Raw genomic sequence first — 22,755 nt, forward strand, 5'->3', positions numbered from 1 at the left:
TTAAGACTGAAACCCTTGACAAATATCGTTTGCAGCCGAGTGTGGCTACCATCACTACCCCTGTTTTTACAATGCAAAAAGCATCTACTAGGTTTGCTGAATTCGATTTAATCAGAGCTTTGGCGATCGTCAGTGTTGTGATTATTCATGCTGGTTTTTTGTCATTACCCGATCGCAGAATTCTATTTATTTCGATCGATACACTCCAGCTTTTCTGCGTACCTGCATTTTTACTGATCAGCGGTTTTTTTCTTACCAACAAGCTTGAAAATCAAAATAACCCGACGCTGATATTAAAGAAAAGGCTGTCGAGAATTATACCGCCCTATCTTTTTTGGTCAGTAGCCTTCTACATTTTAAATAATTTGGGCAACCTCAAACGATTTGATTTACTTGGATTAGTTAGAGATGTGCTGACAGGTTCTGTGCTGCCCCCCTATTACTTTATAGTTGTGATTGTTCAATGCTATTTGTGGTGGTGGATTCTAGTTAAATTAAAATTTTTTGAGCCCCGAAAAGTTTTGGCTTTGGGTTTCACCATTCAAATAGCTTTTACCATAGTCTTTTACTTAGTTGCTTTCAAATACTTACCTTCCATACCTATACCGCTGATAGAGCGCTGGATTTTTAGTTGGATTTTGCCGTTTTCCACTGGTTTAGTTCTTGGCAGTTGCTATGACAACATTCAAGGATACCTTCAGCGCCAAAGAATGCTTATTTTAGCAGCAACTATCTTGTTCTATCTAGCGAGTATTTGGGAATTTTACCTACTCAGTGAAGTGAATTCGGATGCCTGGTTTGCCCGATCGTTTTTTAAACTATCTACTCAAGGATACGCAATTTGGTTCGTACTGTCGATATTGGCATTTTCTCAAAGCATCATACTTCCCAGTAAACTATCGAAATTAGTCAAAATATTGGCGGCTTACTCCTTTCCTATATACCTGCTAGATGTGATGGTAGTAAACTATGTTAATTTAGCGTCTTATAAATTTATGTATTCTGCCGAGCCACTGCTCAAGCTCGGAGTTTTAGTGACGGTAGATTTGCTAGTTTGTTTTGGGATTATTTACCTGTTGCAAAAACTTTTACCCAAGAATTACAGTCAGTACATTCTGGGAATTTAATCTGGATTTACGCAACATCCGTGGGGGCGAGGCGATCGAAAATGGGGAAATGGGTTTAACATTTAGTTCCAATATTCAATAAATTAATTATGAAACTCCAAAACATTGTAGGAACCAATAAGAAAGTGGATGTAAAGGCGATCGCTGCCGATAAAGAGCTAACTCGCCAAATCCAAATTCGTCTCATCGACTTAGGTTTGCTAGACCCTCCAGCCAACGGCATCTTTAGTCCAGTCTCTACTGCGGCTCTCAATCGATTTCACAAGCTGATTCAGTGCACTGATGAACCAGGATTTATCGGAGCAAAAACAGCCGAGAAACTTATTGAAGCCAAGCCATCGGATCTCAAATTTCCACCTCCTGTCCTCAAGATAGTTAATGAGACAGTTCTCAAGGCTAGACCTATCTATGCGTTAAATTTATCAGATGCAGAGAAACAAAAAATTGAAACGGGGAAAGTATTGGAGCTTGTCTCTTATGAAATGGTTCGCGATCACATCCGAGTAGCTTTGCGAAAAGATTCCTTTAAAAATTCTCAAATCTGGTATGTCTATAGGTCGCACGTCCAAATTTTACAAGAAGGAAAGGTAATTTATCCAAAAACTAAGCCTAAGAGCTTTCAACTTGCTAATTTTCCTTACAAATACCAACTGGATAATTACTATAATCCGACTGGTGCTTGCAATGTCACATCAATGGCAATGTGCTTGCAGTTCCTCAACAAACCGCGCCGGGACACGATCGGTCAATTTGAGGACGAACTCTACGCATATGCACTCAACAAAGGTTACAGTCGCTGGAACCCCTACGACTTGGCAAAAATTGTCAGAGAGTATGGTGCTCAAGATACCTTTAAAGAGAATGCGACCTTTGAGGAAGTTAAAGATTGGTTAGTAGATGGAAACCCAACTGTCATACATGGCTATTTTACTTCTTTCGGTCATATTCTGCCCGTAGTTGGATATGACGAAACTGGCTTGATTGTTCACGATCCTTATGGAGAATGGTTTGCTAGCGGGTATAACAACAATGCCAATGGAGCTTATCTTCACTATTCCTATGATTTAATCCGTCGCGTTTGTATGGCAGATGGAAATTTCTGGGTTCATTTCATTTCCAAGTAAGAGAGTAAAGCGCTTGTTTGCTATTAAAATTCACCTCTCACTGGTTCATATTTCATCTTGATTTCATAATTAGCTGTCAATCTAGTTAATAAGAAGCTAACTCTTCAAATATGAATGTTGAAGTAGGTTGGCGTACTGTACTTAATTTCCTAGAGAGTCAAAACTATGAGAACACTCATTTACGGTGCTGTATTTGCTCTGTCAGCCGCAGTTTTAGTTCCTGCTGTCCATGCGAGCACCAGAACAGGCGCCGAGAATTTTCCTCACATTGATAGTTCAGTACAATTTCCGGAAACTAAGGCAAGAATCGTCAGGCATACTTTCCGGCTACACATTCCTCAAGGAACTAGGGCTATTTCTCAATTAAAAATTAGCGTTCCTGCGGGGTTAACTGTCAGGGATGATATCAGTATATCTGACGATTCAGGTCAAAAAATTGACACTAAGGTTTCTGTCAACAGCAATCAAGTTATACTAACCTTCTCCCAACCTCTTTCTCCCGAAAACACAATCAAAATTACCATGAATAAAGTAATAATTTCTGGAGTTTCTAACGCTTGGATGTACCAACTTACTGCTACATTAGTTGGCGACAATACAGACATTCTCCTCGGTATAGCACGGGTTCGCAGCTATCAATAAAAAAATCAGGTGTTACGGCCGATCTTTCATCCTGGTTTCATCCATACGTATCAAACTAAGAAATAAGCCAAACGTTAGTTTTCAAGGAGTGCAGTCGTGAAAAAATTAATTAGCATTAGTGCAGCATTTGCCCTAATTATTGCCTCTTCTATCTCCGCAGCAAAAGCAACAGGAATACCGGGAGATTCCCAATCACCTCACATTGTCGGAGGCCGTTCCTATCCTGACTACCCAACTTGGAGAGCCTTCCACGATTTTGACGTTCACGTTGAGGGAGAAGCCATTTCAGAACTATCAATTCAGTTGCCCTCACTGCGAATCAAGGGTATTGAAGTAAGCAGGCAATCCGGTGAAAAGATTGAGGCAACAACTTCTGTTAAAGGTGGAAAAGCAATGGTAGTTTTCTCCAAACCTGTAGTTGCCGGGACTGTGCTGACAATTTCTATGCTTGAGGTTGAGGCTTCCATCTACCCGCGTAATTATATATACCGCGTTTATGCCAAGAAAGTGGGTCAGAGTTCAGACAGTAAAGTTGGTACGGCCAATATTCAAACTCTCCCACGGTGGTAAATGCTTTTGGAGGTTAATTTCCTAAGCGACTGACATCTTACCTGGATTTATTTCAGGGCTTTTAGACCCATTAATGCCGAGTCCATTGAGTTAATTATTTGAGGAGCATCGCCATGAAAAAGTTAGTTTACGCCACTGCATTCACCTTCTTGTTGTCATATAATGCCCCCGCTACTGTTGCGGGAGGAGCGATGCGAAATGCTAATATTTCTCACCTGATTCACAGCGGAGCCCATCCCAATAGCGCTCGCTTTCAGGGTGCTACTCATCATTTTGAAGTTCACGTTCAGGGAAAACCTCTTTCGGCACTTACAATTGATTTACCGGATGATGTGAAAATGCGTAGCGGAATTGACGTAACAAATCAATCTGGTCAAAAAATCGAGTCTCAAGTTTCTGTTAATAACCGAAAAGCGACAGTGGTTTTCTCCCAACCTGTTTCTCCTGATACCACCATATCGATTGATATGCGGGGCATTCACACTCCTGGTTACAGTCGGAGTTGGATGTACGCTATCTCTGGTAAAATGGCGGGAATAAACGCAGAAGTACCACTCGGTACAGTTTTAATTCAAACCTACTAAAGGTAGCTGGCAGTTAGGGATTTTAAATTGCAATTAACTTGAATAAATTCGAGAAAATTGCAATTTAAAATTTGCTATTACTTAAAGGCTAAAAGCTGAAAAAGTCGGAAGAGTGCTATCTTTTGTTGCTCAATTTTTGAAACAATTTACTGCAATAAATGAGAGTTATGTCCTGACCAATTACCTATTAACACTTTAACACTTACCAATTACCTATTAGGAAAGATGAATCAAAATAAACTATTTAATCGGACTCGCTGGAAATTAGCCATTTCCTATGCAGCAGTAATGGGTTTGATTTTAAGCTTGTTGGGATTTGGTGTATATAGGGCGATCGCCCACGCTCACTGGGTAGCCCTAGACCGGGAATTAGAATCGGTAGCGGGAACGCTACATGACAGCCTAGAAATCAAATTGCAGCAGCCCGGACGCCTGGAACCAATAGTCAATGAACTTTTGCCCAACCTCCGCGTAATTGGAGTTAACGGCATTAAAGAACAGTTGCCAAGCCGCCATACTTTAAGCGCTATCAACCAAAGCTATTACTATATCCGTTTATTTGATAAGTCAGGAAATTTGATTGCTACAGCAGGCGCTTATCCCAAAGAATTGCTAGGGACTTTTAACTCACAACACTGGCAAACCATTACTGACAGCAAAGGCAATATTTATCACCAAATTTCTGTATCACTGCATACTCAAAATCAGAAAAATTGGGGATACTTTCAAGTGGGGCGGAGCTTGCAAGACTTCAACGATTATCTCAGTACAGTCAAATTAGTTTTAAAGTTGGGATTGCCTACTGCGTTAATCTTGGTAGGCTTTTCTAGTTGGTGGCTGGCAGGATTGGCAATGAAACCAATTTATGCTTCCTACCGACAAATTCAACAGTTTACAGCGGATGCCGCTCACGAACTACGAACGCCTTTAGCCGCCTCTCAAGCGACAGTAGAATCCGGGCTGTTGATGTCTGAATTGGATGAAAAAGAAGCGCGGGAAATTTTGCGAACTGTAGAGCGCCAAAACCGCAGATTGACTCAGTTAGTGGCTGATTTGTTGCTGTTGGCGCGGATGGATAATCAACCGATACCCGATCGCCCTCAATTGTGTTGTTTAAATGACTTGGTTAGCGATTTAGTCGAGGAATTGGCAGCAATGGCGATCGCCAGAGAGGTAGCGCTAACATCGGAATTGCCGGTGCATCAGCCATTGACTATTATTGGTGATTCTAACCAGCTTTATCGCTTAGTTTTTAATTTAATTGTCAATGCCATTCAATACACTTCACCTGGTGGCAAAGTAACGGTTATTTTAGAAAAAAATGACCATTTAGTTGTGATTCATGTTCAAGATACAGGGTGTGGGATTGCAGCAGAAGATCAAAAGCAAATTTTTGATCGTTTCTATCGAGTTAACAGTTCACGCGATCGCGTTACTGGCGGCTCGGGATTGGGATTGGCGATAGCGCAAGCTATAGCCTTAGCACATGGCGGTAGCCTGACTGTGCAAAGTAAATTGGGTACGGGTAGCATTTTCACACTGCGATTTCGAGAAAGAAATGCGGCGTTGATGAATGATGCCATGAATCATGGAGTAATCGGCACATCCTAGAACTTGGGCGTTGGGCGTTGCACATTTATGGTATGATGGACAAATATACTTAACTAACTAGGGCTTGCTCAATAAGTGGTTCAAGTAAACACTGTATGGGTTTTCGGACGAAGAAAGGTAGTAATGTGCAGGAAAAACAGGTGAAATAGATCAAAATCCCTGCATTACCATCTGCGAGCATATACATAAAAGCGGAACTTTATCTTCTCCCACCCTTGGAGTTTGAGCTAGCCAACGGATACAAAGAGGTTTTTCAAACTTGACCACACATGATTTTTTAGGGTCTATAGCTTGTGCAATTATCTTTGATAAGTCGCTCCTTCAATCCTAGGTTTTTAAGCATGGTTTTCTTCCCCTTCTTCTTTCCATTATTACTCCCTTTACTCGACCATAAAAACTGTTGGTAAGACGATAACGCGGAGCTGTAGTCAGAAAGTCTTTACGTAGAGCTTAATGCTCAAACTTTAGGGTTTCTAACGCTCGTTCGCGCCAATATAAAAATAAAGGCAAAGCACAAGATACACCAATGCCAAAAGTAGCGACAACGTAAACAAACAACCAGCGACGAGACAAACCTAATCGCTTTAGCTCAATAAATGAAAAACAGAAGAAGACATCTGCACAAATGAGCAAATCTATTGCTACGGCAGAAGCGACATGATTAGCGAACGCATTCTGGAAAAATAAATCGAGATCAAGACCATTCTGGAGAAAGAACTTCAGCAGAAAGCTCCAAGGCGCGATCGCACCAATAATCGTTAGCAGCAGATAAAGCGATTGGGTTGACAGAAATTTTTTGGATGTAGGTAGTTGCCGCTGTAGATAAGTTGCATTGGACATAGGTTCACTTTCCTTTTGTTATCAGCACTTCAACAGGGACTTGGTTTGGCGAAGCGTAAAAGTTCGTCATCAACCCTGTTGCTCTGATTGTCACCCTCCGAGATAATATAAACAATTACCTACGAGGTAATAAGGATAGTAAAATGGCGAGCGCTTCAACCTCAACGCAATCAACTCCAAACCGAGACGCATCCTTTGGGAATCTGCTCAAACACTGGCGCAATCAACGCGGTTTGAGTCAACTCGATTTGGCTTTAGCTGGCAATGTCTCTCAGCGGCATATCAGCTTCTTAGAATCAGGCAGAGCTAATCCCAGCCGGGATATGGTACTGCAACTGGCGGCTGTGCTACATGTTCCTCTGCGCGATCAAAACATCATGCTCACGGCGGCGGGCTTTGCGCCGATTTATTCCCAAAGCGATTTATCAGCGCCTGAAGTTGAACCGATCCGCAAAGCCATAGAGTTTATCTTGCGCCAGCAAGAACCCTATCCGGCATTAGTAATGGATCGTTATTGGAATTTAATCCAGAGCAATACAGCCGCGCAACAGCTTACCAATTGGTTAGTTCATCCAGAGAAGCTGCAACACCATTTCTGCATCAACGGCAGGATTAATCTGATGCGGCTGATGTTTCATCCTCAAGGGTTCAAGCCGTTTGTGGGGAATTGGGAAGAAATTGCTAGCCATCTGATGCAACGGGTGTATCGAGAAGCGTTCGTCGATGGACATAGCGACGAATCTATGGCTCTTTTTCAAGAACTACAAGCTTATCCAGATGCCCCCCGCTTGTGGCAGCAATCTCTACCCCGCACCTGGCAACTACCCTTGTTGACGGTACAGTTTGTCAAAGACGGACTGAGCCTTAACTTATTTTCGGCGATCGCCACGTTAGGTACTCCTCATGACATCACGTTGCAGGAACTGCGGATTGAAAGCCTGTTTCCGGCAGATGAGGTGGCGCAAACCAATCTTGCAAATTTTTACAGGGATACACCGGCACCCCACTAGAGATGGGTACTCCCCAGAAAGCCGGGGCCGGTGGGCTAATATGGGCACACATATCGTTAGCGCACTCAATGCCGAAGTATTCCCCTGAAACAGTCGAGGCCATCTTAGAAACCATCCGCACAACGGGCAGCGCGTGAGCCGGTCGCCTAATGAGTGTCTGGTTGCTCGCGCGTCGCTTCGATATTAGGAAAAAGCCCTATCCTGATAAATCTTTGTTGATATTAAACACAGAACAAAATTACAAACATCAACAAAATGGTTACTAACAAGACACACATCGCCGTCTCTCTAGACCTGGGAACCAGCATTCCCAGCAGTGTACGTGCAGCAGATGCAAGCAACCTCGTTCTGAAAATTAGGCACGAAAACGAATTAGAAAAGGTACGGGCTCAAAATCAACAGTTGGTGGAATTTCGATCACAAGTTGAGGCCACGCAGGCTGCGAGCGAAAAGCTGAAGGTTCAACAGGTTCAACAGTTGGTGGAATTTCGATCACAAGTTGAGACCACGCAGGCTGCGAGCGAAAAGCTGAAGTTTAATGACAGGCGTTTTGGTAGCTACAAAACCTGGCAGTCATTCCGCATCCTGTCCTAGTTAGGTCGATCGCCAACTCTCTAGCGTCTGTCTCATCTCCTGACCTAGCAGTAGCACTTCTAAGTCCTAGATGGGTAAATTTGATTTCCTTGACCTAATTGCAACGATCACAGACGCTCTCGCCATTAAGACACCGTATTAGGGTCTGCTCTTAACCTGCCTTCATACCAACAGTTTAGCCGATTGCAAAGCGCGAGTCCGACAACAGCAATTTATGCAACTGCCAAGGCTGACATAACGGCTGCTACGCTGCCAATTTTTTCGCACTTCTGAAATTTGATTTTTAATTCAACTTACCATACCGTAACTTGACTATTAAGTCAATTCACTTGTTGTTAAAAACGCTAAAAAATAGCTAATTGTTGTGGAGCGCTAAAGTCAGGGATTTGCAGTATAAAGTCAGGCGTTTGCAGTATAAAGTCAGGCAAGTGCAGGTATTTGCAGGGGGTGCACTTTACCTGCAAATGCCTGTAAATATCCTGCAAATGCCTGACTTTTTCGGTCAAATTACTGCTTTTTTGTGCTCTTCGTGACTTTGCTTGTTGAGGCTGCTTTTGGCTGTTCTCAATCGGTAGCAAGCAATGGTTTTGCGATCGCAAACCATGATTAATGCGTGCAGAAAAAAAATAATACACCCTGATGAATGGGGCATCCTAGGTGTCAAGCGACTTGATTTTTACCCGATATCCAACTGTGCTGATTGCACGAACATTGCTCCTGCTGTTGTGGAGACCCTTGTGACAGCATCGGCGTCAATTGCCCCAACTGTCCCGATCGCACGCTTAGCGGAGCGAACCTCACTCGCTCTCTTGTAAACTAAATTTTATGCCTGATAGGAAGCTAGGAAAAAAAGTGAGGAACAGTCGTAGCAATAGCAATGTTGGGAGATATATTTATACCGATACCGGTAAAGGAAAGTTCCGGCTAAGTTTTCTGAAACTTATAGTGCGATCGCTCCTACCTACAACGGCTTCAAGCGGCCGGGGCGAGCGCTGTATTGGCTACATGGCGATTGCCCTTCAACGAACGCCTCGCAGTAAATTAAAGTCGCCACACCTTAATTATTCGCTATTCGCGAATATAGAATAAAGGAAACAATGCGCTCGCTCATCCGCTATGCTAAAACCCCAAGATATCCTTGCAATACTCAAAGTCCACAGTTGGGATTCAACGAACTGGACGTACAGTTCTCTCGCTCAAAGCTTGGGCATGAGCGCATCAGAAGTTCATGCTGCCCTTGAGCGTTCTGAAGCTGCGGGTCTGTATTATGGCTCCGAGCGGAAAATTTTGAAGCAAGCGGTGTTGGAATTCTTGGTTCACGGGTTGCGCTATGTATTCTACGCCCAGCCAGGCCCCCTCTCGCGGGGATTGCCAACTGCACATTCTGCTGAGCCGTTGAAAAGCAAGCTGGTTGCCTCACCGTCTGAGGTTTACGTCTGGCCTGACCCTCAAGGTGTCGTGAGAGGGCAGGCAATCGCGCCTCTGTACCGCTCAGTCCCCCAAGCTGCCAGTAACGATCCAGAACTCTACGCCTTGCTCAGCTTGATTGACGCTATTCGAGTTGGTCGGGTGCGGGAGCAACGTTTAGCCGCTAGCGAACTTGAAAAGAGGATCGTCGCTCTATGAATCAGCAGATATTCATGCTGGAAACAGTCGCCCGGATACTCTCTCAAGTACGCACTACCATCGTCTTCACAGGAGGAGCAACGATATCCCTGTATCTGGACGAAGTGGCTGCTCCTGACATTCGACCTACCGATGATGTTGATTGTGTTGTCGAAATCATGTCCAGAGCTGAATATTACAACTTCTCGAACTTGTTGCGAACCCTTGGGCTTCAAGAGACTACAGAATCAGGTGCACCCCTATGTCGCTGGCAGTATGAGGGCATTTCAATTGATGTCATGCCGTGCGACTCCTCTGTATTAGGGTTTTCCAATCGCTGGTACAGGCCGGGCATTGCTAACTCTATTCGCTACCAACTTCCAAGTGGTAGGCAAATCCTAATTTTTTCAACGCCTTATCTCCTCGCTTCCAAAATAGAAGCTTTCATGGGTAGAGGCGGGGGTAACTTTTATTTTAGTTCTGATATTGAAGACATTGTGGCACTGCTTGACGGGCGTTTTAGTTTGTTCGAGGAAGTGCAACAAGCTGACTATGAAGTGAAAGCATTTTTATCAGGATGGTTTCGAGCCGAGCTTGCAAATCTGTGCGAAATCGCGCCTGCTTTCCTCTCACCCGTTGCTAAAAATTCAGGTCGCACTCGCTTGCTCTTGCAAAGAATTGAAAGGCTGGCGATGGTAGTTTAGTAGTTAACTGCTAGCAATAGACAGCAGCGGACACTCGATCGAGGTAAGCCTTACACTCGCGAACAGCCTCAACGGAACGCAAAAACCAGATAGTCCAGCCTCAGCTTTATTGCTGGCATAGTGGGTACTACACTACAAAATCACTTCATAAATTTTAGCTACCTGCCAATTTTCTCACACTTGCTCAACTTGATTTTTTATTCAATTCCGATGCCACAACTTGACTATTAAGTCAATCCACTTGTTGTTAAAAACGCTAAAAAATTAGCTAATTGTTGCGTCAGCTAAAGTCAGGGATTTGCAGTATAAAGTCAGGGATTTGCAGTATAAAGTCAGGCAAGTGCAGGTATTTGCAGGGGGTGCACTTTACCTGCAAATCCCTGTAAATATCCTGCAAATGCCTGACTTTTTCGGTCAAATTACTGCTTTTTTGTGCAGAGACTGCCTTTGCTGGTTGAGGCTGCTTTTGGCTGTTCTTGATTAGTAGCAAGCAATGGTTTTGTGATCACAAACCGCACTTTTACGTGCAGGAAGAGAAATAATGCACCCTCCTTTTACGGAAGCCTAACCGTAAGGTCGGGTTTAATACTTTCTTTAGCTTTAATGACAACTGTAACTATTTGTACTACGATTTAAGCTGAATATTCTATAGCTCTAAGAAATTAGAGGGAGAAAATGCTTCAAAAGCAATTCAACAAGCTCATCACTTATTCAAGTGCGATCGCACCTAAATCCACTATTCTATACAAATAAAGAAAATTATACTCAGTCTCTACCTTAATAAACTGTCTAAACAGCCCTCTCCAATTGGGGGGGATAAAATCACCTGAATAGCGCTTGTCGATTACAGTTGTTAACTTGTATCTTGGTAAGAGGTTTTTACTGATTAAAAACTATGAAGACTTTACCGTCCGTCAAACCTAGAGAGCTGCTATCCAACCATATTCACATTCGCCTAACTGACTCTGACTACAATCAAATCAAAGCAAGAGCAGAGCAAGTAAATTTAAGCATGAGCGACTTCATGCGCCGTGCAGCTTTGAGGAGAACCATGCCACGCCCTCTAGCTGCATTTGACTTGAAAGCCTATCAAGTTTTGTGCAAGATTGATACCCAATTGAGGATTGCAGGAAACAACCTCAATCAAATTACTAAAGCTTGCAATAGTGCTGTGGCATTGGGAGAACCAGTTGTTGTCAATAAAGGACTCTTAGAAAGCGTACAGCAACTCATTCGAGAGAACCAAGCTACAATTAAAGCAATAGTTGCAAACCTTACCAATTCTACAGTCCGCTAATTTTTAACAAGCCTGAGAAATTGATGTAATAAACCTACTGCGAAACGGTTATGATTGGCAAACAAATTAAAGGTACAGGCTTTCGGGGCTGTCTGAACTACGTGCTGGGCAAAAAAGACGCCGCTCTAATTGGCGGTACTATGTGCGGACAAACTCCTGAAGAACTGGCTGCTGAATTTGCGATCGCCCGACAACTAAGACCTAACCTGAAAGTAGCAGTTTTTCACGCCACTTTATCTGTCGATAGCACCGAAAAACTAGAAGATTCTGAAGAAAATGACCAACGCTGGCTGGCGATTGCAGCCAACTACATGAAAGCGATGGAATTTGACAACAACCAATACGCAGTTGTCAAGCACAGCGATACACAACACGACCACATTCACATCGTCGCCAGTCGCATTTGTCTAGATGGAGGTGTCGTTGACGATAGCTGGGATTATTACAAAAGCCAAGAAACTATTCGCCAACTCGAACGGAACTACAGCCTGGAAACTGTTACACCCAGTTGGGAAACAGACAAACGAGCTCAGACTACAGGAGAACACAGGCAATTAAAAAGCAAGGGAAACCAGAGCGTCAGGGTGCAATTACAAGACCTAATTGATGAAGTTACCCAAGACAACCCAAGTATGCCAGAATTCGTTGAGCGGTTGCAGCAACAAGGCGTAGAGGTGCAAGTCGGATTGACTCGAACTGGAATCGGCTTGAGTAAAGGCATTTCTTACAATTTAGATGGGGTCGCTTTAAGTGGCACTCAGTTGGGTAAAGCCTACACTTTTTCTGGATTGCAGAAGCATCGAGGCGTTAGCTATGACAAAGGGCGAGATAACGCCCTAATTGAGGCTTTAATGCAGCCACAACACTTAGCTATCGCCCTCAGTGAGGCAGAGGAAACTGAGCTAGAGTCGTCACAATCCGAGTTAGTAGCAACCGCACCTGCAACTCCTGCAAGAGAAAATAAATTAGAGTTGTCACAATTCGAGTTAGTAGCAGGCGCACCTGGAACTCCTGCAACAGCAAATGAGTTAGAGTCGTCACAATCCGAGTTAGTAGCAACCGCGCCTGCAATTCCTGCAACAGCAAATGAGTTAGAGTCGTCACAATCTGAGCTAGAAACAACTACACCTGCAATTCCTGCAACAGCAAATGAGCTAGAGTTACAACTGTCAATCCTGCCTGAAAGGAATGAAACTCAGTGGCAAAAAGTGCGATCGCATCTAGCAGTCGAGTACAGTTTACCTTTAGAATTGCTCGATTTATTGCACTCTCATTCTTGGCTGTATGCCGGCTCAGAAAAGGCTGTCTTTACAGGACGGACGCTTGAGGGGGAACCCAGGCTCGCTTTTGTCCTCGATGAAAGAGGCAACTTTACTACAACCCATCCCCTGTCATCTGAAGCTGCTTTCTGGGTAGCCACTACCGGAGAAATTGAGCGAGCTGTAATTGCCTGTAACCCAATCGAAGCCCTTTCACTTTTGCTTATTGAACAGGATAACTCTACAACAGCACCACCCACAATTTACCTAGGAATTGAACGAGCTTCACAACTACCTATACAATTCTTACAAGAACTCGATAGCGTTATTATAGCGATTGCCGAAAATTCTCAGCTCGCTCGAAATGCGATCTCGTTGCTACCGGATGCAGAACTTGTCAATCCACCGTCAAGTTGGAATGATATCTGGATACAATTAATTGAACAAGAACAGCCAACTCATAAACAAAATCACCAACAGCATAAACCGCACACCCAAAACCTCGAACTGGATTAGTTATTGCCACTTAAAAATTTGATTTTTATTAAATAAAAGCGCTAGCTAACAAATTTCCTGGTTGCGACATAAATTACTGGGTAGTTCTGGCATCTCAGGGTTTTGATAACGGTGGGTAAACCGTTTTATCCCCCCAATTATTCTTACCAGGCAGGAATACCAATTACTGATATTGCTACCACTAATTTTGACAGCTTTTTTAACGTATTTATCAACTATTTTGGCGTAACTATTAAGTAAATTGAGGCCGTGCTTGCTCAAATAATTTGTGAGTCAACATGGGTAAAAATAAATTATTTATACATTTTATCGTACTCACTAACATTTACGAAAAAACAAATTTATGAGCGCTGTCGCGCCCAAAAATAAAGCATCGGAAAAAAAAATGGAACTATCGCAAACCTACACCTATTACTTCAATAATTTAACCTGCGTCCACCAAACAGAAAACGAACTGTACATCATGGGCAAGGAAACAACACTTGTACTGAATTTTCAACAAACAAGCTATCAAACGCTCGACAAAATAATCCACGCTCTGCGACTTGTGAGAGACAAAAAAGTCCAAGATCGAAAGTCAATTATTGAACAAGAACTGCTGGCATTAAACTTCCAATTCCCTCTCGAAAGCAACAACGATAGCAACAACGACAGCAACAACGACAGCAGCAATGGTAGCAGCAACGGCAGCCACAAAAACTGCGAGCTAAAAATCGACTGGTAATTCAATTATGCCGGAGAGACAAGTTTGTTTCTCCGGCAGCCAATAGCCAACATTAAAACCACATTCAAAAATGGCAAACACAATAGCAGGATATGTATATCTCCTGCACTTTGAGCAGCCGATATGTCCGACTCGTCCGTCTCAACACTATGTCGGCTGGACTAAAGATTTGGACGAAAGGCTTTATCAGCATAAAAAAGGCAGAGGGGCTAAGTTTTGCGGCGCAGCCCGAGAACGCGGAATAAAATTTGTTCTGGCAGAATGCTGGGTTGCAGACAAAAGTTTTGAGAGAACAATCAAGAGGCAAAAGAACCACAAACGCTTCTGCCCTATTTGCACAAATTTGGTAAACTAAGATAATGCAATGTTTGCAACACTGATGCTTGACCGGAACTGTTTTGTCCTACAAATGCGTGTAGGCGTGAACTATCGTTCTGTATCTTTGACCTACTTAATTCTCTCTCAAATCCTGGCTAGCTGGTTTACAGATTACTGCTACCATACCTCACACTTAGTAGTAACCGCCATATTAGTTTAAGCTGATTAAAAATTAGGAGCAGAAAATCCGATGCTCCCCAAGAATAGCCGCAAAAAGTTACCATTATTGGCAGCGTTCTTAATCTCGCAATTTATCCCTTGGTTCTTGAGTGCGATCGCGCTATTTCTCAGTTTATGGGTCATCGTACCAGCACCCACGCTGTTTCTGTACCCTTTGGCGGTGGGAGCACCAGAAATTAGTCCTTGGTTAGTCGGTATCAATGCGATCGCCCTTCTGCTGAACCGGCCCAGACGACATCAACGCAAAGTCTACATTATTTTACCGATTTGTAACCTGTTCGCCCTAATTCTGAGCCTGCTTCCCCTGATGCAATTCCCAGAAGCCAATGCAGCAATAGCTACCGAAATGCAAGCAGTTCTAGGAACAAACTATTTAGCAACCGTTCCTCAAGCTCTACGCGCGCAGCTACACCCTCAACCGTTTATCCTAGCAGATGCGTTCCGGGGAATTCCGATTAGAGAGGTTAGGATCGATCGGGCTATTGGATTTGCCAACCCTGACGGAGTTTCACTGCAACTAAACCTTTATCGGCCGGTGGAAATTGGCAAATATCCGGCGATTATCACACTCTACGGGGGAGCTTGGCAGAGAGGCAATCCCGATTCCAATGAGGAATTCAGCCGCTACATGGCCGCCCAAGGCTATTGTGTGGTTGCAATTGCTTACCGCCACGCTCCCAAGTATCGATTTCCTGCTCAGCTTGAGGATGTACAAGCCGCTCTTTCCTATATCAAAACTCATGCTGGTGATTGGTCCATCGATCTCGATCGAATTGCTTTGATGGGAAGGTCTGCAGGTGCCCATTTAGCAATGCTAACTGCTTATGATTCTAGTGTGCTTCCAGTTAGAGCAGTGGTGAACTATTACGGGCCAAACGACCTTATTGGGGGATACAATGACCCATCTTTTCCTGATGCGATCGACGTTCGAGCCGTCTTGCGTGCCTTTCTGGGAGGAACCCCAAACGAACTCAATGAGCTTTACCACCGGGCTTCCCCCATTAATTATATTAAACCCAATCTTCCCCCTTGCCTACTGGTTTATGCAGGTCGCGATCATATCGTTCAGGCTAAGTTTGGGCGATCGCTCTAGGAACGATTGCGAGCCACGGGCGATTCCCTACGGGATAGCTTCGCCGCGCGTACTATTTTGCTCGAAATTCCTTGGGCTGAACACGCCTTTGATGCAGTTTTTAATGGCCCTAGCAATCAACTTGCTTTGTATTATACAGAACCTTTTTTGGCTTTGGCTTTGAAATATTCCGATTACCAGCCAATTAAATAAAAATTGAAATTTTACTCATTTATGCTTAAATAAAGGCGCCTCAAACTGTCTTAATTATTGCCATAAATCTCTTCTGTTTAAAATCTTATAAATTCCAAAAACTACGCCAGAAAGGTTTTGTGGCGCTGCTGAATCAAAGTATTATTTTGCCTATACGTAATTAGGGCTGACTGAATAAAAACAGAAGGCAGACCAGATAAGGGTTTCAATCTTTTTGGGCTCGAACAAGTACAAGTTATAAGATAAGCGAGGTTCAAAACCCTTGGACTTTCACAGGGAAGTCTCTGGGTAAATTTGGGAATTAGGCAACGAACCTACTATTTTTCAAGCTGTCTAGTCTCAATACTTCGGACAGTTTTTGAATGAGAGCCTGAAAGTGCCATTCTACCGTTTGTATCCGAGCTTGACGAAAGCCTGAAACCCTCATTATACCGTTAGCGATAGAAAACTGTCCGAAGTGTTGTAGTCTCGTTTATCCACTCTGTACACTTTTTTAGCAAGCCCTAATTATAAGAGTGCTTACCCGTCACGTCAGCGGTGGGCAACTACGGGGTGATTGCCCCTACAAATTTAATACCCAAATTCAGCCACGCCAACCAAAATTTTCCTCCTTGTTGATAGATGGATTAGCCCTCGGGAAATGAGCCGCGTTCGCGGCTAACTCTCAGCCAATTCAAATCCCTTCAAAAATATGGATTTAACTCTCACCTTACAACATTTGTCTGGGATTGCTGTTCCAGAAGCTCAAAAATTAGCAAAACTAGGTCTTCGCACCATTGCAGACCTACTCTACTATTTTCCTAGAGAACATCTCGCCTTCAAACGCACTCGGATTGCTGAGACAAAAACAGGAGATTGCGTAACAATTGCAGGCAAAATTATCAACCACAGTATCTTCGACTGCCGTACTAAACCAGAACTTACATTACAAAAATGGATTGTCTGCGACCAAACCGGCAGAATAGTTTGCACTCAATTTTACAACCACAGCTATTACCAATCGCAACTATGGCGTTCCCACCAAGCCGAACTTTACAAACAAGGTGCTATTGTATTAGTGACAGGAAAAGTCAAACAAGATAGCTATGGTAAAACCATCAGCAACCCAACAGTTAAAGTTGTTAGCTTTGAAGATGCTAAAGCCAGCACGACCTCTATTGTACCAGTTTACCGCTTAACTAAAGGCATAACTAACGAGCTAGTCCGGCATTGTATTCGTACAGCACTTGACTGTGTTGGTTTTATTGAAGACCCGCTGCCACAACGACTTCGCAAACGTTTTGGGTTAATAGCTCTCCAAAAAGCTATCGCACATATTCACTGTCCCCCAGACAGCAATACCCTCGAATCTGCCCGCCACCGCTTAGTGTTCGATGAATTTTTCTACTTGCAATTAAGGCTATTGCAGCACCGATATACCTTGCAACAACAGCCAGGATACTCCCTAAACTCAACAGGAAAACAGCTCAGAAAACTTTACAAGAATTTACCTTTTACCCTAACCAAAGCACAGCAAAGAGTCATTGCCGAAATTCTGTCAGACATGAGCAAACCAACTCCGATGAATCGCTTAGTACAAGGAGATGTCGGTGCCGGCAAAACAGTAGTAGCAGCAGTCGCCATCCTTGCAGCAATTCAATCCGGTTATCAAACAGCACTAATGGCACCGACTGAAGTGTTAGCCTCCCAACACTACCGCAAACTCAGTGAATGGTTTGAGCCGCTGGGATTGTCTGTAACGCTGTTAACAGGCTCCACAACAGCTAAGATTCGTCAAGAAATTGCCAAAGGATTAAACTTGGGGCTTCTTCCCTTGCTAATCGGTACTCACGCACTGATTCAAAATACTGTAAGCTTTAAGAAACTGGGTTTTGTGGCGATCGACGAACAGCATCGATTTGGAGTTCAACAGCGGCTCAAGTTGCAGCAAAAAGGCATTAGCCCTCACATTCTGACAATGACCGCCACACCCATCCCTAGAACTTTAGCCCTGACACTGCACGGCGATTTAGACATCAGCCTGCTGGACGAACTGCCACCGGGGAGAGAGCCAATTCAAACTCAGCTATTTACGAGTAGAACTCGCCACAAAGCTCACGAAATAATTCGACAACAAATCCAACTGGGCTATCAAGCCTACATCATTCTGCCACTTGTCGAAGAATCTGAACGGCTTGACCTCAAAGCCGCCATTGAGGAGCATCGGTACTTGAGGGAAAATATTTTCCGCAATGTCAATATCGGGCTGCTACACGGTCGCATGAATTCCGCCGAGAAAGAAACAGAAATCGCCAACTTTATTGCCCATAAAACTCAAATTCTCGTCTCTACGACGGTTGTTGAAGTCGGAGTTGATGTCCCCAATGCCACAGTCATGTTAATCGAACACGCGGAACGATTTGGCTTGTCACAATTGCACCAACTCAGAGGCAGGGTAGGACGGAGCACGGCACAATCTTACTGCTTGTTGGTAAGCGATTCCAAATCAAATAATTCTAGAGAGCGGCTCAAGATAATGGAAACTTCGCAAGACGGCTTCTTTCTAGCAGAAATGGATTTGAGATTGCGAGGGCCAGGTCAGGTATTAGGAACCCAGCAGGCGGGACTGCCAGAATTTGCCAAGGCTGATTTAATCAACGACCAGGCCATACTAGAGCAAGCTAGGAAAGCAGCACAGTTGGTAGTCGCAAAAGACCCCACTCTGGAAAGGTGGCCCGAACTTTCACAAGAATTGTTCGGGCGACAGCAGGTTAACAAACTCGATGCAGAAGCAGCACTTAACTAATAACCTGTTGTGCATCTAGATTAGACTTGAATTGCCTAAATCTTTGATTAATAGGTTAACCGCAGATTCAAGACAGCTCAACGCAAATAAACGCAGATAATTTCCTGATTGAAGAGCGAATAAATGCAATGCAACTCTATTGTCTATGGTGCAATACGCTTGGGTTAACGCTCTCTAACGAATTCTATCTCTGTTACGATTTTATGGCAATATATGCATCTTTTAAAAGTCAGATTGTTCTTAACCCAAGCATATTGGTCTATGGTGTTCGAGGGAGAGAGGATTTGACAATTTTTGAAGGTCATTGAGCTCTACAATTTAAATGCAGTACAACTTACTAATTGCATAAATAGTTGCAACTGAGTGTTGAGTTTTATGATTCTACTCAACACGCAGTTGCTTGTGCATAAGTTCTGTAGCTACTGCTTTTGCCAGCGAGCATCTACCCCTCGCCCCCGACATTGCAAACGCCCAGCATCTCTCTCCCGGCGCAATAAACGGCGAATTAAATCAATGCCCACTGTCGGACACCTTTCCTGCAACCCTCTAATTGAACTGCGGGTATCCCTTTTTTCCTGGTTTCTTGGCGAAAGCAATTAGCCCAAAAACGTTGGATAGCAAAAATGGCACGTTCGGCAGAAGCCTGACGTGCCATCGAATTAAGCTTACCTGCCCATTCAAACTCTTTTGCCATAATGGCGCATTGTTTGTACAGGTCAACTAACTTAACCCCTTGATTCTCTGTCCAATACCTAAGAGTTTTATTTCGGACAAATTGAGCCGTCCTAATCATCTCGTCAATGACTCGGTATTGCTTCCCTTTGGCTTTCAACTTAAACTCTAATGTTATCATTCAAATATCTTACCGTATTACGAAACACTATGTTTACAAAATGCGTATGTTTAATCATTCTTTACACTTTATAGAAACTAAAGCCGTCCTAGAAGGACGGGGCTTTAAACCCAATTTTTCTGATAAAATAAACCCTGTACTAAAAGGAATGTGGGTATAATTGGTGTGAATTGTAGTTAGCACGTCCCGATAACCCGCAATTTCTTGTTCTGAACTATCGCGCGGCGTTGTTTTTTCAGTTACTAATTTCTTAATCCGTTCTAGCGGCACAGTAATTCCTTCAATGCGGTTAGAAGATTCGGTACTCTGAATAACCGCAGCTTGGCGCAAAGTGCCTAAAACTTGTGGCGCTTGTTGCTTAAATAACTCCTGCTTTCCCTTGTACTCTCCAACTAAGCGAATCGTTTGCAAAAGTCTTTGGTTGAGTTGTTGACTTTCAATGAACCCCTCTTCAAATGACAGCATATCTATTTTATCTCCTTTGTATTAATTATAAACATTTATCGCAGTCAATAACTCGGATATTGCGTGTGCTTAATCAAAACTTTGAAAGCCGATCGCAAGCAGAACCGACACCAAATCCAGGTAAATAAGTAAGGCGATAGTTGCTTTTAGCCATAGCCCTTGCCTCTCTTGTTGTCCAAGGTTTGACGCTCAGCAAATCGGGTTGAGTTTCCAGTTGCTTTAAATAAGAGCGATCGCCCGTTACAAAGGCGATCGCAATCGCCAGGAATTTACAGCAGCTCAAAGGAGCCTGAACCACCTGCTTTTCAGTAAACCTAACCACAATCCAATTCCACTCTAAGAATAATTGATTGCGGCGCATATCCCTGTCAGCATCGCAACAGTGAGTGGGCTTCTTAGATTTGCCAGCATAAGGTTCATCAATCTCGACATCAATTCCGAGTCCAGATGGAGTGTGAATTACAGTAAAATCTGCTGAATAGCTCCTCTGAGATAACGGAATTTTAAACTCTGCTGCTTGGACAACTTCCTCGAAATATTGCTGTAAGTATTGCAAAAAGCGTTGTTCACTCACTCCTTGCCGAGCTTGAGATGTGCCATTAGGACTAACCCGAAGTGACATCAAATCCTTGAGCGCTCGATTTCTGTGATGTAAGTCAATTTTTACACTTTTAAAAACTGTCTGCAACCCTTCTTTTCCTAGCTTAAAACTAGAAAATTCCTGCTGTTGGTTGGATAATATCTCTTGTTGGTATAATATCTCTTGTTGGGATAATCTTTTTTGTTGGGATAATATCTCTTGTTGGGATAACATCTCTTGTTGTTTGTACTCAAGAACTTGCTGCTTATACCTGGATACCAGCTTTTGGCGACAACCAAACACATAACTATAAGCAGCCGCAATTAAACATGAATAAGCAGCTACTACCAACAGCATTTCCCACCACAGCCAACCCCAAGAAATAGCTAATAGCGGAAGTGCGATCGCACCATAGAGCCAAAACACCCAAATTAACCACAGCAACTTGACAGGTAACACCACAGGTGGTTGAGGCGGAGTCAGCAAAACAACAGGTTGCTCGAATTGTTGAGTTTCTTGAAGTTGGGATGAGGTGGCACAACTAGAAGTTGCCTCTGGCAAAGGATATTGATGGCAGAATTGCATTACCACTTTTGGGTAAAAAACTATAGGATAATTCATAACTTTAAATACTCCTTTTTTTAAGAGCGCGGTCGCGCTATTTTTAAGAAAGTTTTTTGAATTGTATGCAAAAAATCACCCAGTCAAACTCACAAAATTTAACTCATTCTCAACCAGTTAGCAAAATTCAAAAGGACAAACAAATCTCTCTTAAATCCGACCCGGAAACAATGGCTGCGCTTACTCAACTCGAAGAACGCCGCGATTATTATCACACCTGCATCAACGGAGGATACTAAGCATGAATTTAGCCACAGCGACGCTTGCTCAAAGTTCAATAACTGCGGCTCAAGTTTGGCATCAACTAGAATCTGCAGAAAGCTCAGAAGAAATCGACCAACTGCTGCAATCCCTTTGGCAAACCCAAGAAACCCAGGAACTCGCTGTTGATGCCCATGCCGACTTAGCCGACCAAATTGATGCCGAAATTGCAGGAATTACAGCGCGAATGCAGTATTTGATAGAACTGCATTCAAGAGCTCTCAACAAACTCCAGGGGTGGAGAGAGCGCTTAGACAAAACCGTTCTCTACTTCAACGAGTGCGGCGTGTTAACTTCCGAAGTTATTGGCAAACACCGCCGCATTACTGTCAAGGAAAATCCGCCTACCTGTGAAGTTTTGATTGACCCATCTCAACTGCCAGAACCCTATCGCCGAGTCGAAACAAAAATCGTAATTTCTGCCGACAAAAAGGCGATTTCAGACGCTTGGAAACAAGGAATGCCTGTAGATGGCACTAGGGTTTTTCGCAAGCGCAAAGTGGTTTACAGCTTGCTTCCCGGTAACAATTTGCACTCTCTTCAAGCCAACCAGACGCTTGAGAGTCGTTCTTCGGATAAAACGCCGTCCAAAAAACGGCGTTAGCCATCTCTTCAGGTGTCAGGAAGGCCTTGATTTGACACCTGAATTATTAGACATATCCGAATTAGACCCCTCCGAATTATACCATTTATGAAAAGTCATGCAACAGTAGCAACAGTAGGTTGATTTCGTGAAATAAACCCAACGATGCAAATTGTAGCAAGACTTTTTAGAAATGGTATTACAATGTGACACGTTTGTTTTGTAAGAGCGAAGACTTAATTTCGGTCGGTATCTCTTATAAATCAATCCAGTATTGAGGGTTCTCCACTTGTTCTTCGGTGACGTTGAACAACGTTGATGCTCTACCTTTAATAACCCCGTCAGCATCAAAACTCAAACCGCCAAACTGCTGACTGTTTTCACCTTCTCCAAAAGCAACGCGAGCAAGTGCATCGCTATCGCTATCAGAGAAATAATCCCGTTGGCTTTCCATAGCCGTAGTTGTGCGAACTACTTTCACTTTTTTTCTCCACATTGGGATTGTCATTCTGATTGTAACACGCTACTTCTTTCTTCTAAACCCTCCAATTGGAGGG

Annotated in this window: 24 protein-coding genes; 19 read left to right on the top strand and 5 right to left on the bottom strand. The window is 43.4% G+C overall.

Annotation, left to right across the window (positions count from 1 at the left end; genetic code table 11):
* Positions 1–41: 41 nt before the first annotated feature.
* From QUA34_RS03625 to rppB, 6 genes are all read left to right on the top strand, one after another.
* The gene (locus tag QUA34_RS03625; protein ID WP_333292688.1) at positions 42–1,127 is read left to right on the top strand and encodes an acyltransferase; all 1,086 of its coding nucleotides are present in this window, start codon (positions 42–44) and stop codon (positions 1,125–1,127) included.
* Positions 1,128–1,216: 89 nt separating this feature from the next.
* Positions 1,217–2,251 carry a C39 family peptidase gene (locus QUA34_RS03630; RefSeq protein WP_333142754.1) on the top strand — a complete coding sequence of 345 codons (1,035 nt, stop codon included), beginning with the start codon at positions 1,217–1,219 and terminating at the stop codon, positions 2,249–2,251.
* 165 nt (positions 2,252–2,416) lie between these two features.
* Complete coding sequence (locus QUA34_RS03635) at positions 2,417–2,893, top strand: DUF2808 domain-containing protein (RefSeq protein ID WP_333142753.1); 477 nt, start codon at positions 2,417–2,419, stop codon at positions 2,891–2,893.
* Positions 2,894–2,989: 96 nt separating this feature from the next.
* Positions 2,990–3,463: a hypothetical protein gene (locus QUA34_RS03640; protein WP_333142752.1), complete on the top strand. Its 474-nt coding sequence runs from the start codon at positions 2,990–2,992 to the stop codon at positions 3,461–3,463.
* A gap of 113 nt (positions 3,464–3,576) precedes the next feature.
* Positions 3,577–4,047: a DUF2808 domain-containing protein gene (locus QUA34_RS03645; RefSeq protein WP_333142751.1), complete on the top strand. Its 471-nt coding sequence runs from the start codon at positions 3,577–3,579 to the stop codon at positions 4,045–4,047.
* Between the two features lie 225 nt (positions 4,048–4,272).
* Positions 4,273–5,658 carry a two-component system sensor histidine kinase RppB gene (gene rppB / locus QUA34_RS03650; RefSeq protein WP_333142750.1) on the top strand — a complete coding sequence of 462 codons (1,386 nt, stop codon included), beginning with the start codon at positions 4,273–4,275 and terminating at the stop codon, positions 5,656–5,658.
* 450 nt (positions 5,659–6,108) lie between these two features.
* On the opposite strand, the gene QUA34_RS03655 is transcribed toward rppB, so the two are convergent.
* Entirely contained in the window at positions 6,109–6,498 is a 390-nt protein-coding gene (locus QUA34_RS03655; RefSeq protein WP_333142749.1) for a DUF2834 domain-containing protein, read from the bottom strand.
* Positions 6,499–6,641: 143 nt separating this feature from the next.
* Here QUA34_RS03655 and QUA34_RS03660 point away from each other — a divergent pair, with 143 nt between their 5' ends.
* The 11 genes from QUA34_RS03660 (at position 6,642) to recG (ending at position 18,835) form a co-directional block, all read left to right on the top strand.
* Positions 6,642–7,508, top strand: coding sequence for a helix-turn-helix transcriptional regulator (locus QUA34_RS03660; protein ID WP_333142747.1), 867 nt, complete (start codon positions 6,642–6,644; stop codon positions 7,506–7,508).
* Positions 7,509–7,763: 255 nt separating this feature from the next.
* Positions 7,764–8,102, top strand: a complete 339-nt coding sequence (locus QUA34_RS03665) for a hypothetical protein (RefSeq protein ID WP_333142746.1) — start codon at positions 7,764–7,766, stop codon at positions 8,100–8,102.
* 1,116 nt (positions 8,103–9,218) lie between these two features.
* On the top strand, positions 9,219–9,728 hold the full coding sequence (locus tag QUA34_RS03670) for a hypothetical protein (protein ID WP_333151769.1): 510 nt from the start codon (positions 9,219–9,221) through the stop codon (positions 9,726–9,728).
* On the top strand, positions 9,725–10,411 hold the full coding sequence (locus QUA34_RS03675; protein ID WP_333147759.1) for a hypothetical protein: 687 nt from the start codon (positions 9,725–9,727) through the stop codon (positions 10,409–10,411). The genes QUA34_RS03670 and QUA34_RS03675 overlap by 4 nt, the downstream gene beginning before the upstream one ends.
* Positions 10,412–11,306: 895 nt before the next feature.
* Positions 11,307–11,708, top strand: a complete 402-nt coding sequence (locus QUA34_RS03680; RefSeq protein WP_333147757.1) for a plasmid mobilization protein — start codon at positions 11,307–11,309, stop codon at positions 11,706–11,708.
* Between the two features lie 50 nt (positions 11,709–11,758).
* Positions 11,759–13,483: a relaxase/mobilization nuclease domain-containing protein gene (locus tag QUA34_RS03685; RefSeq protein WP_333147754.1), complete on the top strand. Its 1,725-nt coding sequence runs from the start codon at positions 11,759–11,761 to the stop codon at positions 13,481–13,483.
* Positions 13,484–13,868: 385 nt separating this feature from the next.
* Positions 13,869–14,207 (top strand): hypothetical protein, encoded by a 339-nt coding sequence (locus tag QUA34_RS03690; RefSeq protein WP_333147752.1) that lies wholly within the window; start codon positions 13,869–13,871, stop codon positions 14,205–14,207.
* A gap of 70 nt (positions 14,208–14,277) precedes the next feature.
* Positions 14,278–14,562, top strand: coding sequence for a GIY-YIG nuclease family protein (locus tag QUA34_RS30120; RefSeq protein ID WP_333147750.1), 285 nt, complete (start codon positions 14,278–14,280; stop codon positions 14,560–14,562).
* A 213-nt stretch (positions 14,563–14,775) separates the two neighbouring features.
* Positions 14,776–15,858, top strand: coding sequence for an alpha/beta hydrolase (locus QUA34_RS03695; protein ID WP_333147748.1), 1,083 nt, complete (start codon positions 14,776–14,778; stop codon positions 15,856–15,858).
* A 6-nt stretch (positions 15,859–15,864) separates the two neighbouring features.
* Entirely contained in the window at positions 15,865–16,050 is a 186-nt protein-coding gene (locus tag QUA34_RS03700) for a hypothetical protein (RefSeq protein WP_333147746.1), read from the top strand.
* Positions 16,051–16,741: 691 nt separating this feature from the next.
* On the top strand, positions 16,742–18,835 hold the full coding sequence (gene recG, locus QUA34_RS03705) for an ATP-dependent DNA helicase RecG (protein ID WP_333147743.1): 2,094 nt from the start codon (positions 16,742–16,744) through the stop codon (positions 18,833–18,835).
* A 505-nt stretch (positions 18,836–19,340) separates the two neighbouring features.
* Here recG and QUA34_RS03710 read toward each other — a convergent pair.
* From QUA34_RS03710 to QUA34_RS03720, 3 genes are all read right to left on the bottom strand, one after another.
* Positions 19,341–19,688: a transposase gene (locus QUA34_RS03710; protein ID WP_333147741.1), complete on the bottom strand. Its 348-nt coding sequence runs from the start codon at positions 19,686–19,688 to the stop codon at positions 19,341–19,343.
* A gap of 54 nt (positions 19,689–19,742) precedes the next feature.
* Positions 19,743–20,153: a hypothetical protein gene (locus QUA34_RS03715; RefSeq protein WP_333147739.1), complete on the bottom strand. Its 411-nt coding sequence runs from the start codon at positions 20,151–20,153 to the stop codon at positions 19,743–19,745.
* 73 nt (positions 20,154–20,226) lie between these two features.
* Positions 20,227–21,354, bottom strand: coding sequence for a hypothetical protein (locus QUA34_RS03720; protein WP_333148364.1), 1,128 nt, complete (start codon positions 21,352–21,354; stop codon positions 20,227–20,229).
* 65 nt (positions 21,355–21,419) lie between these two features.
* On the opposite strand from QUA34_RS03720, the gene QUA34_RS03725 reads away from it, so the two are divergent.
* The gene (locus QUA34_RS03725) at positions 21,420–21,593 is read left to right on the top strand and encodes a hypothetical protein (RefSeq protein WP_015179625.1); all 174 of its coding nucleotides are present in this window, start codon (positions 21,420–21,422) and stop codon (positions 21,591–21,593) included.
* Positions 21,594–21,595: 2 nt separating this feature from the next.
* Entirely contained in the window at positions 21,596–22,219 is a 624-nt protein-coding gene (locus QUA34_RS03730; protein ID WP_333148362.1) for a siphovirus Gp157 family protein, read from the top strand.
* 235 nt (positions 22,220–22,454) lie between these two features.
* Here QUA34_RS03730 and QUA34_RS03735 read toward each other — a convergent pair whose 3' ends face one another.
* Positions 22,455–22,694, bottom strand: a complete 240-nt coding sequence (locus tag QUA34_RS03735; protein WP_333384125.1) for a hypothetical protein — start codon at positions 22,692–22,694, stop codon at positions 22,455–22,457.
* Positions 22,695–22,755 lie beyond the last annotated feature (61 nt).

Origin of the sequence: Microcoleus sp. POL10_C6, from assembly GCF_036701585.1 — a bacterium.
Taxonomy (GTDB): Bacteria; Cyanobacteriota; Cyanobacteriia; order Cyanobacteriales; family Microcoleaceae; genus Microcoleus.

Bases quoted from the DNA above. Each gene is read 5' to 3' on its own strand.
- rppB (WP_333142750.1), top strand. From the start codon at position 4,273: ATGAATCAAAATAAACTATTTAATCGGACTCGCTGGAAATTAGCCATT.
- recG (WP_333147743.1), top strand. From the start codon at position 16,742: ATGGATTTAACTCTCACCTTACAACATTTGTCTGGGATTGCTGTTCCA.
- QUA34_RS03635 (WP_333142753.1), top strand. From the start codon at position 2,417: ATGAGAACACTCATTTACGGTGCTGTATTTGCTCTGTCAGCCGCAGTT.
- QUA34_RS03720 (WP_333148364.1), bottom strand. From the start codon at position 21,354: ATGAATTATCCTATAGTTTTTTACCCAAAAGTGGTAATGCAATTCTGC.
- QUA34_RS03725 (WP_015179625.1), top strand. From the start codon at position 21,420: ATGCAAAAAATCACCCAGTCAAACTCACAAAATTTAACTCATTCTCAA.
- QUA34_RS30120 (WP_333147750.1), top strand. From the start codon at position 14,278: ATGGCAAACACAATAGCAGGATATGTATATCTCCTGCACTTTGAGCAG.
- QUA34_RS03730 (WP_333148362.1), top strand. From the start codon at position 21,596: ATGAATTTAGCCACAGCGACGCTTGCTCAAAGTTCAATAACTGCGGCT.
- QUA34_RS03685 (WP_333147754.1), top strand. From the start codon at position 11,759: ATGATTGGCAAACAAATTAAAGGTACAGGCTTTCGGGGCTGTCTGAAC.
- QUA34_RS03675 (WP_333147759.1), top strand. From the start codon at position 9,725: ATGAATCAGCAGATATTCATGCTGGAAACAGTCGCCCGGATACTCTCT.
- QUA34_RS03680 (WP_333147757.1), top strand. From the start codon at position 11,307: ATGAAGACTTTACCGTCCGTCAAACCTAGAGAGCTGCTATCCAACCAT.
- QUA34_RS03690 (WP_333147752.1), top strand. From the start codon at position 13,869: ATGGAACTATCGCAAACCTACACCTATTACTTCAATAATTTAACCTGC.
- QUA34_RS03655 (WP_333142749.1), bottom strand. From the start codon at position 6,498: ATGTCCAATGCAACTTATCTACAGCGGCAACTACCTACATCCAAAAAA.
- QUA34_RS03715 (WP_333147739.1), bottom strand. From the start codon at position 20,153: ATGCTGTCATTTGAAGAGGGGTTCATTGAAAGTCAACAACTCAACCAA.
- QUA34_RS03710 (WP_333147741.1), bottom strand. From the start codon at position 19,688: ATGATAACATTAGAGTTTAAGTTGAAAGCCAAAGGGAAGCAATACCGA.
- QUA34_RS03735 (WP_333384125.1), bottom strand. From the start codon at position 22,694: ATGTGGAGAAAAAAAGTGAAAGTAGTTCGCACAACTACGGCTATGGAA.
- QUA34_RS03695 (WP_333147748.1), top strand. From the start codon at position 14,776: ATGCTCCCCAAGAATAGCCGCAAAAAGTTACCATTATTGGCAGCGTTC.
- QUA34_RS03660 (WP_333142747.1), top strand. From the start codon at position 6,642: ATGGCGAGCGCTTCAACCTCAACGCAATCAACTCCAAACCGAGACGCA.
- QUA34_RS03630 (WP_333142754.1), top strand. From the start codon at position 1,217: ATGAAACTCCAAAACATTGTAGGAACCAATAAGAAAGTGGATGTAAAG.
- QUA34_RS03665 (WP_333142746.1), top strand. From the start codon at position 7,764: ATGGTTACTAACAAGACACACATCGCCGTCTCTCTAGACCTGGGAACC.
- QUA34_RS03645 (WP_333142751.1), top strand. From the start codon at position 3,577: ATGAAAAAGTTAGTTTACGCCACTGCATTCACCTTCTTGTTGTCATAT.
- QUA34_RS03670 (WP_333151769.1), top strand. From the start codon at position 9,219: ATGCTAAAACCCCAAGATATCCTTGCAATACTCAAAGTCCACAGTTGG.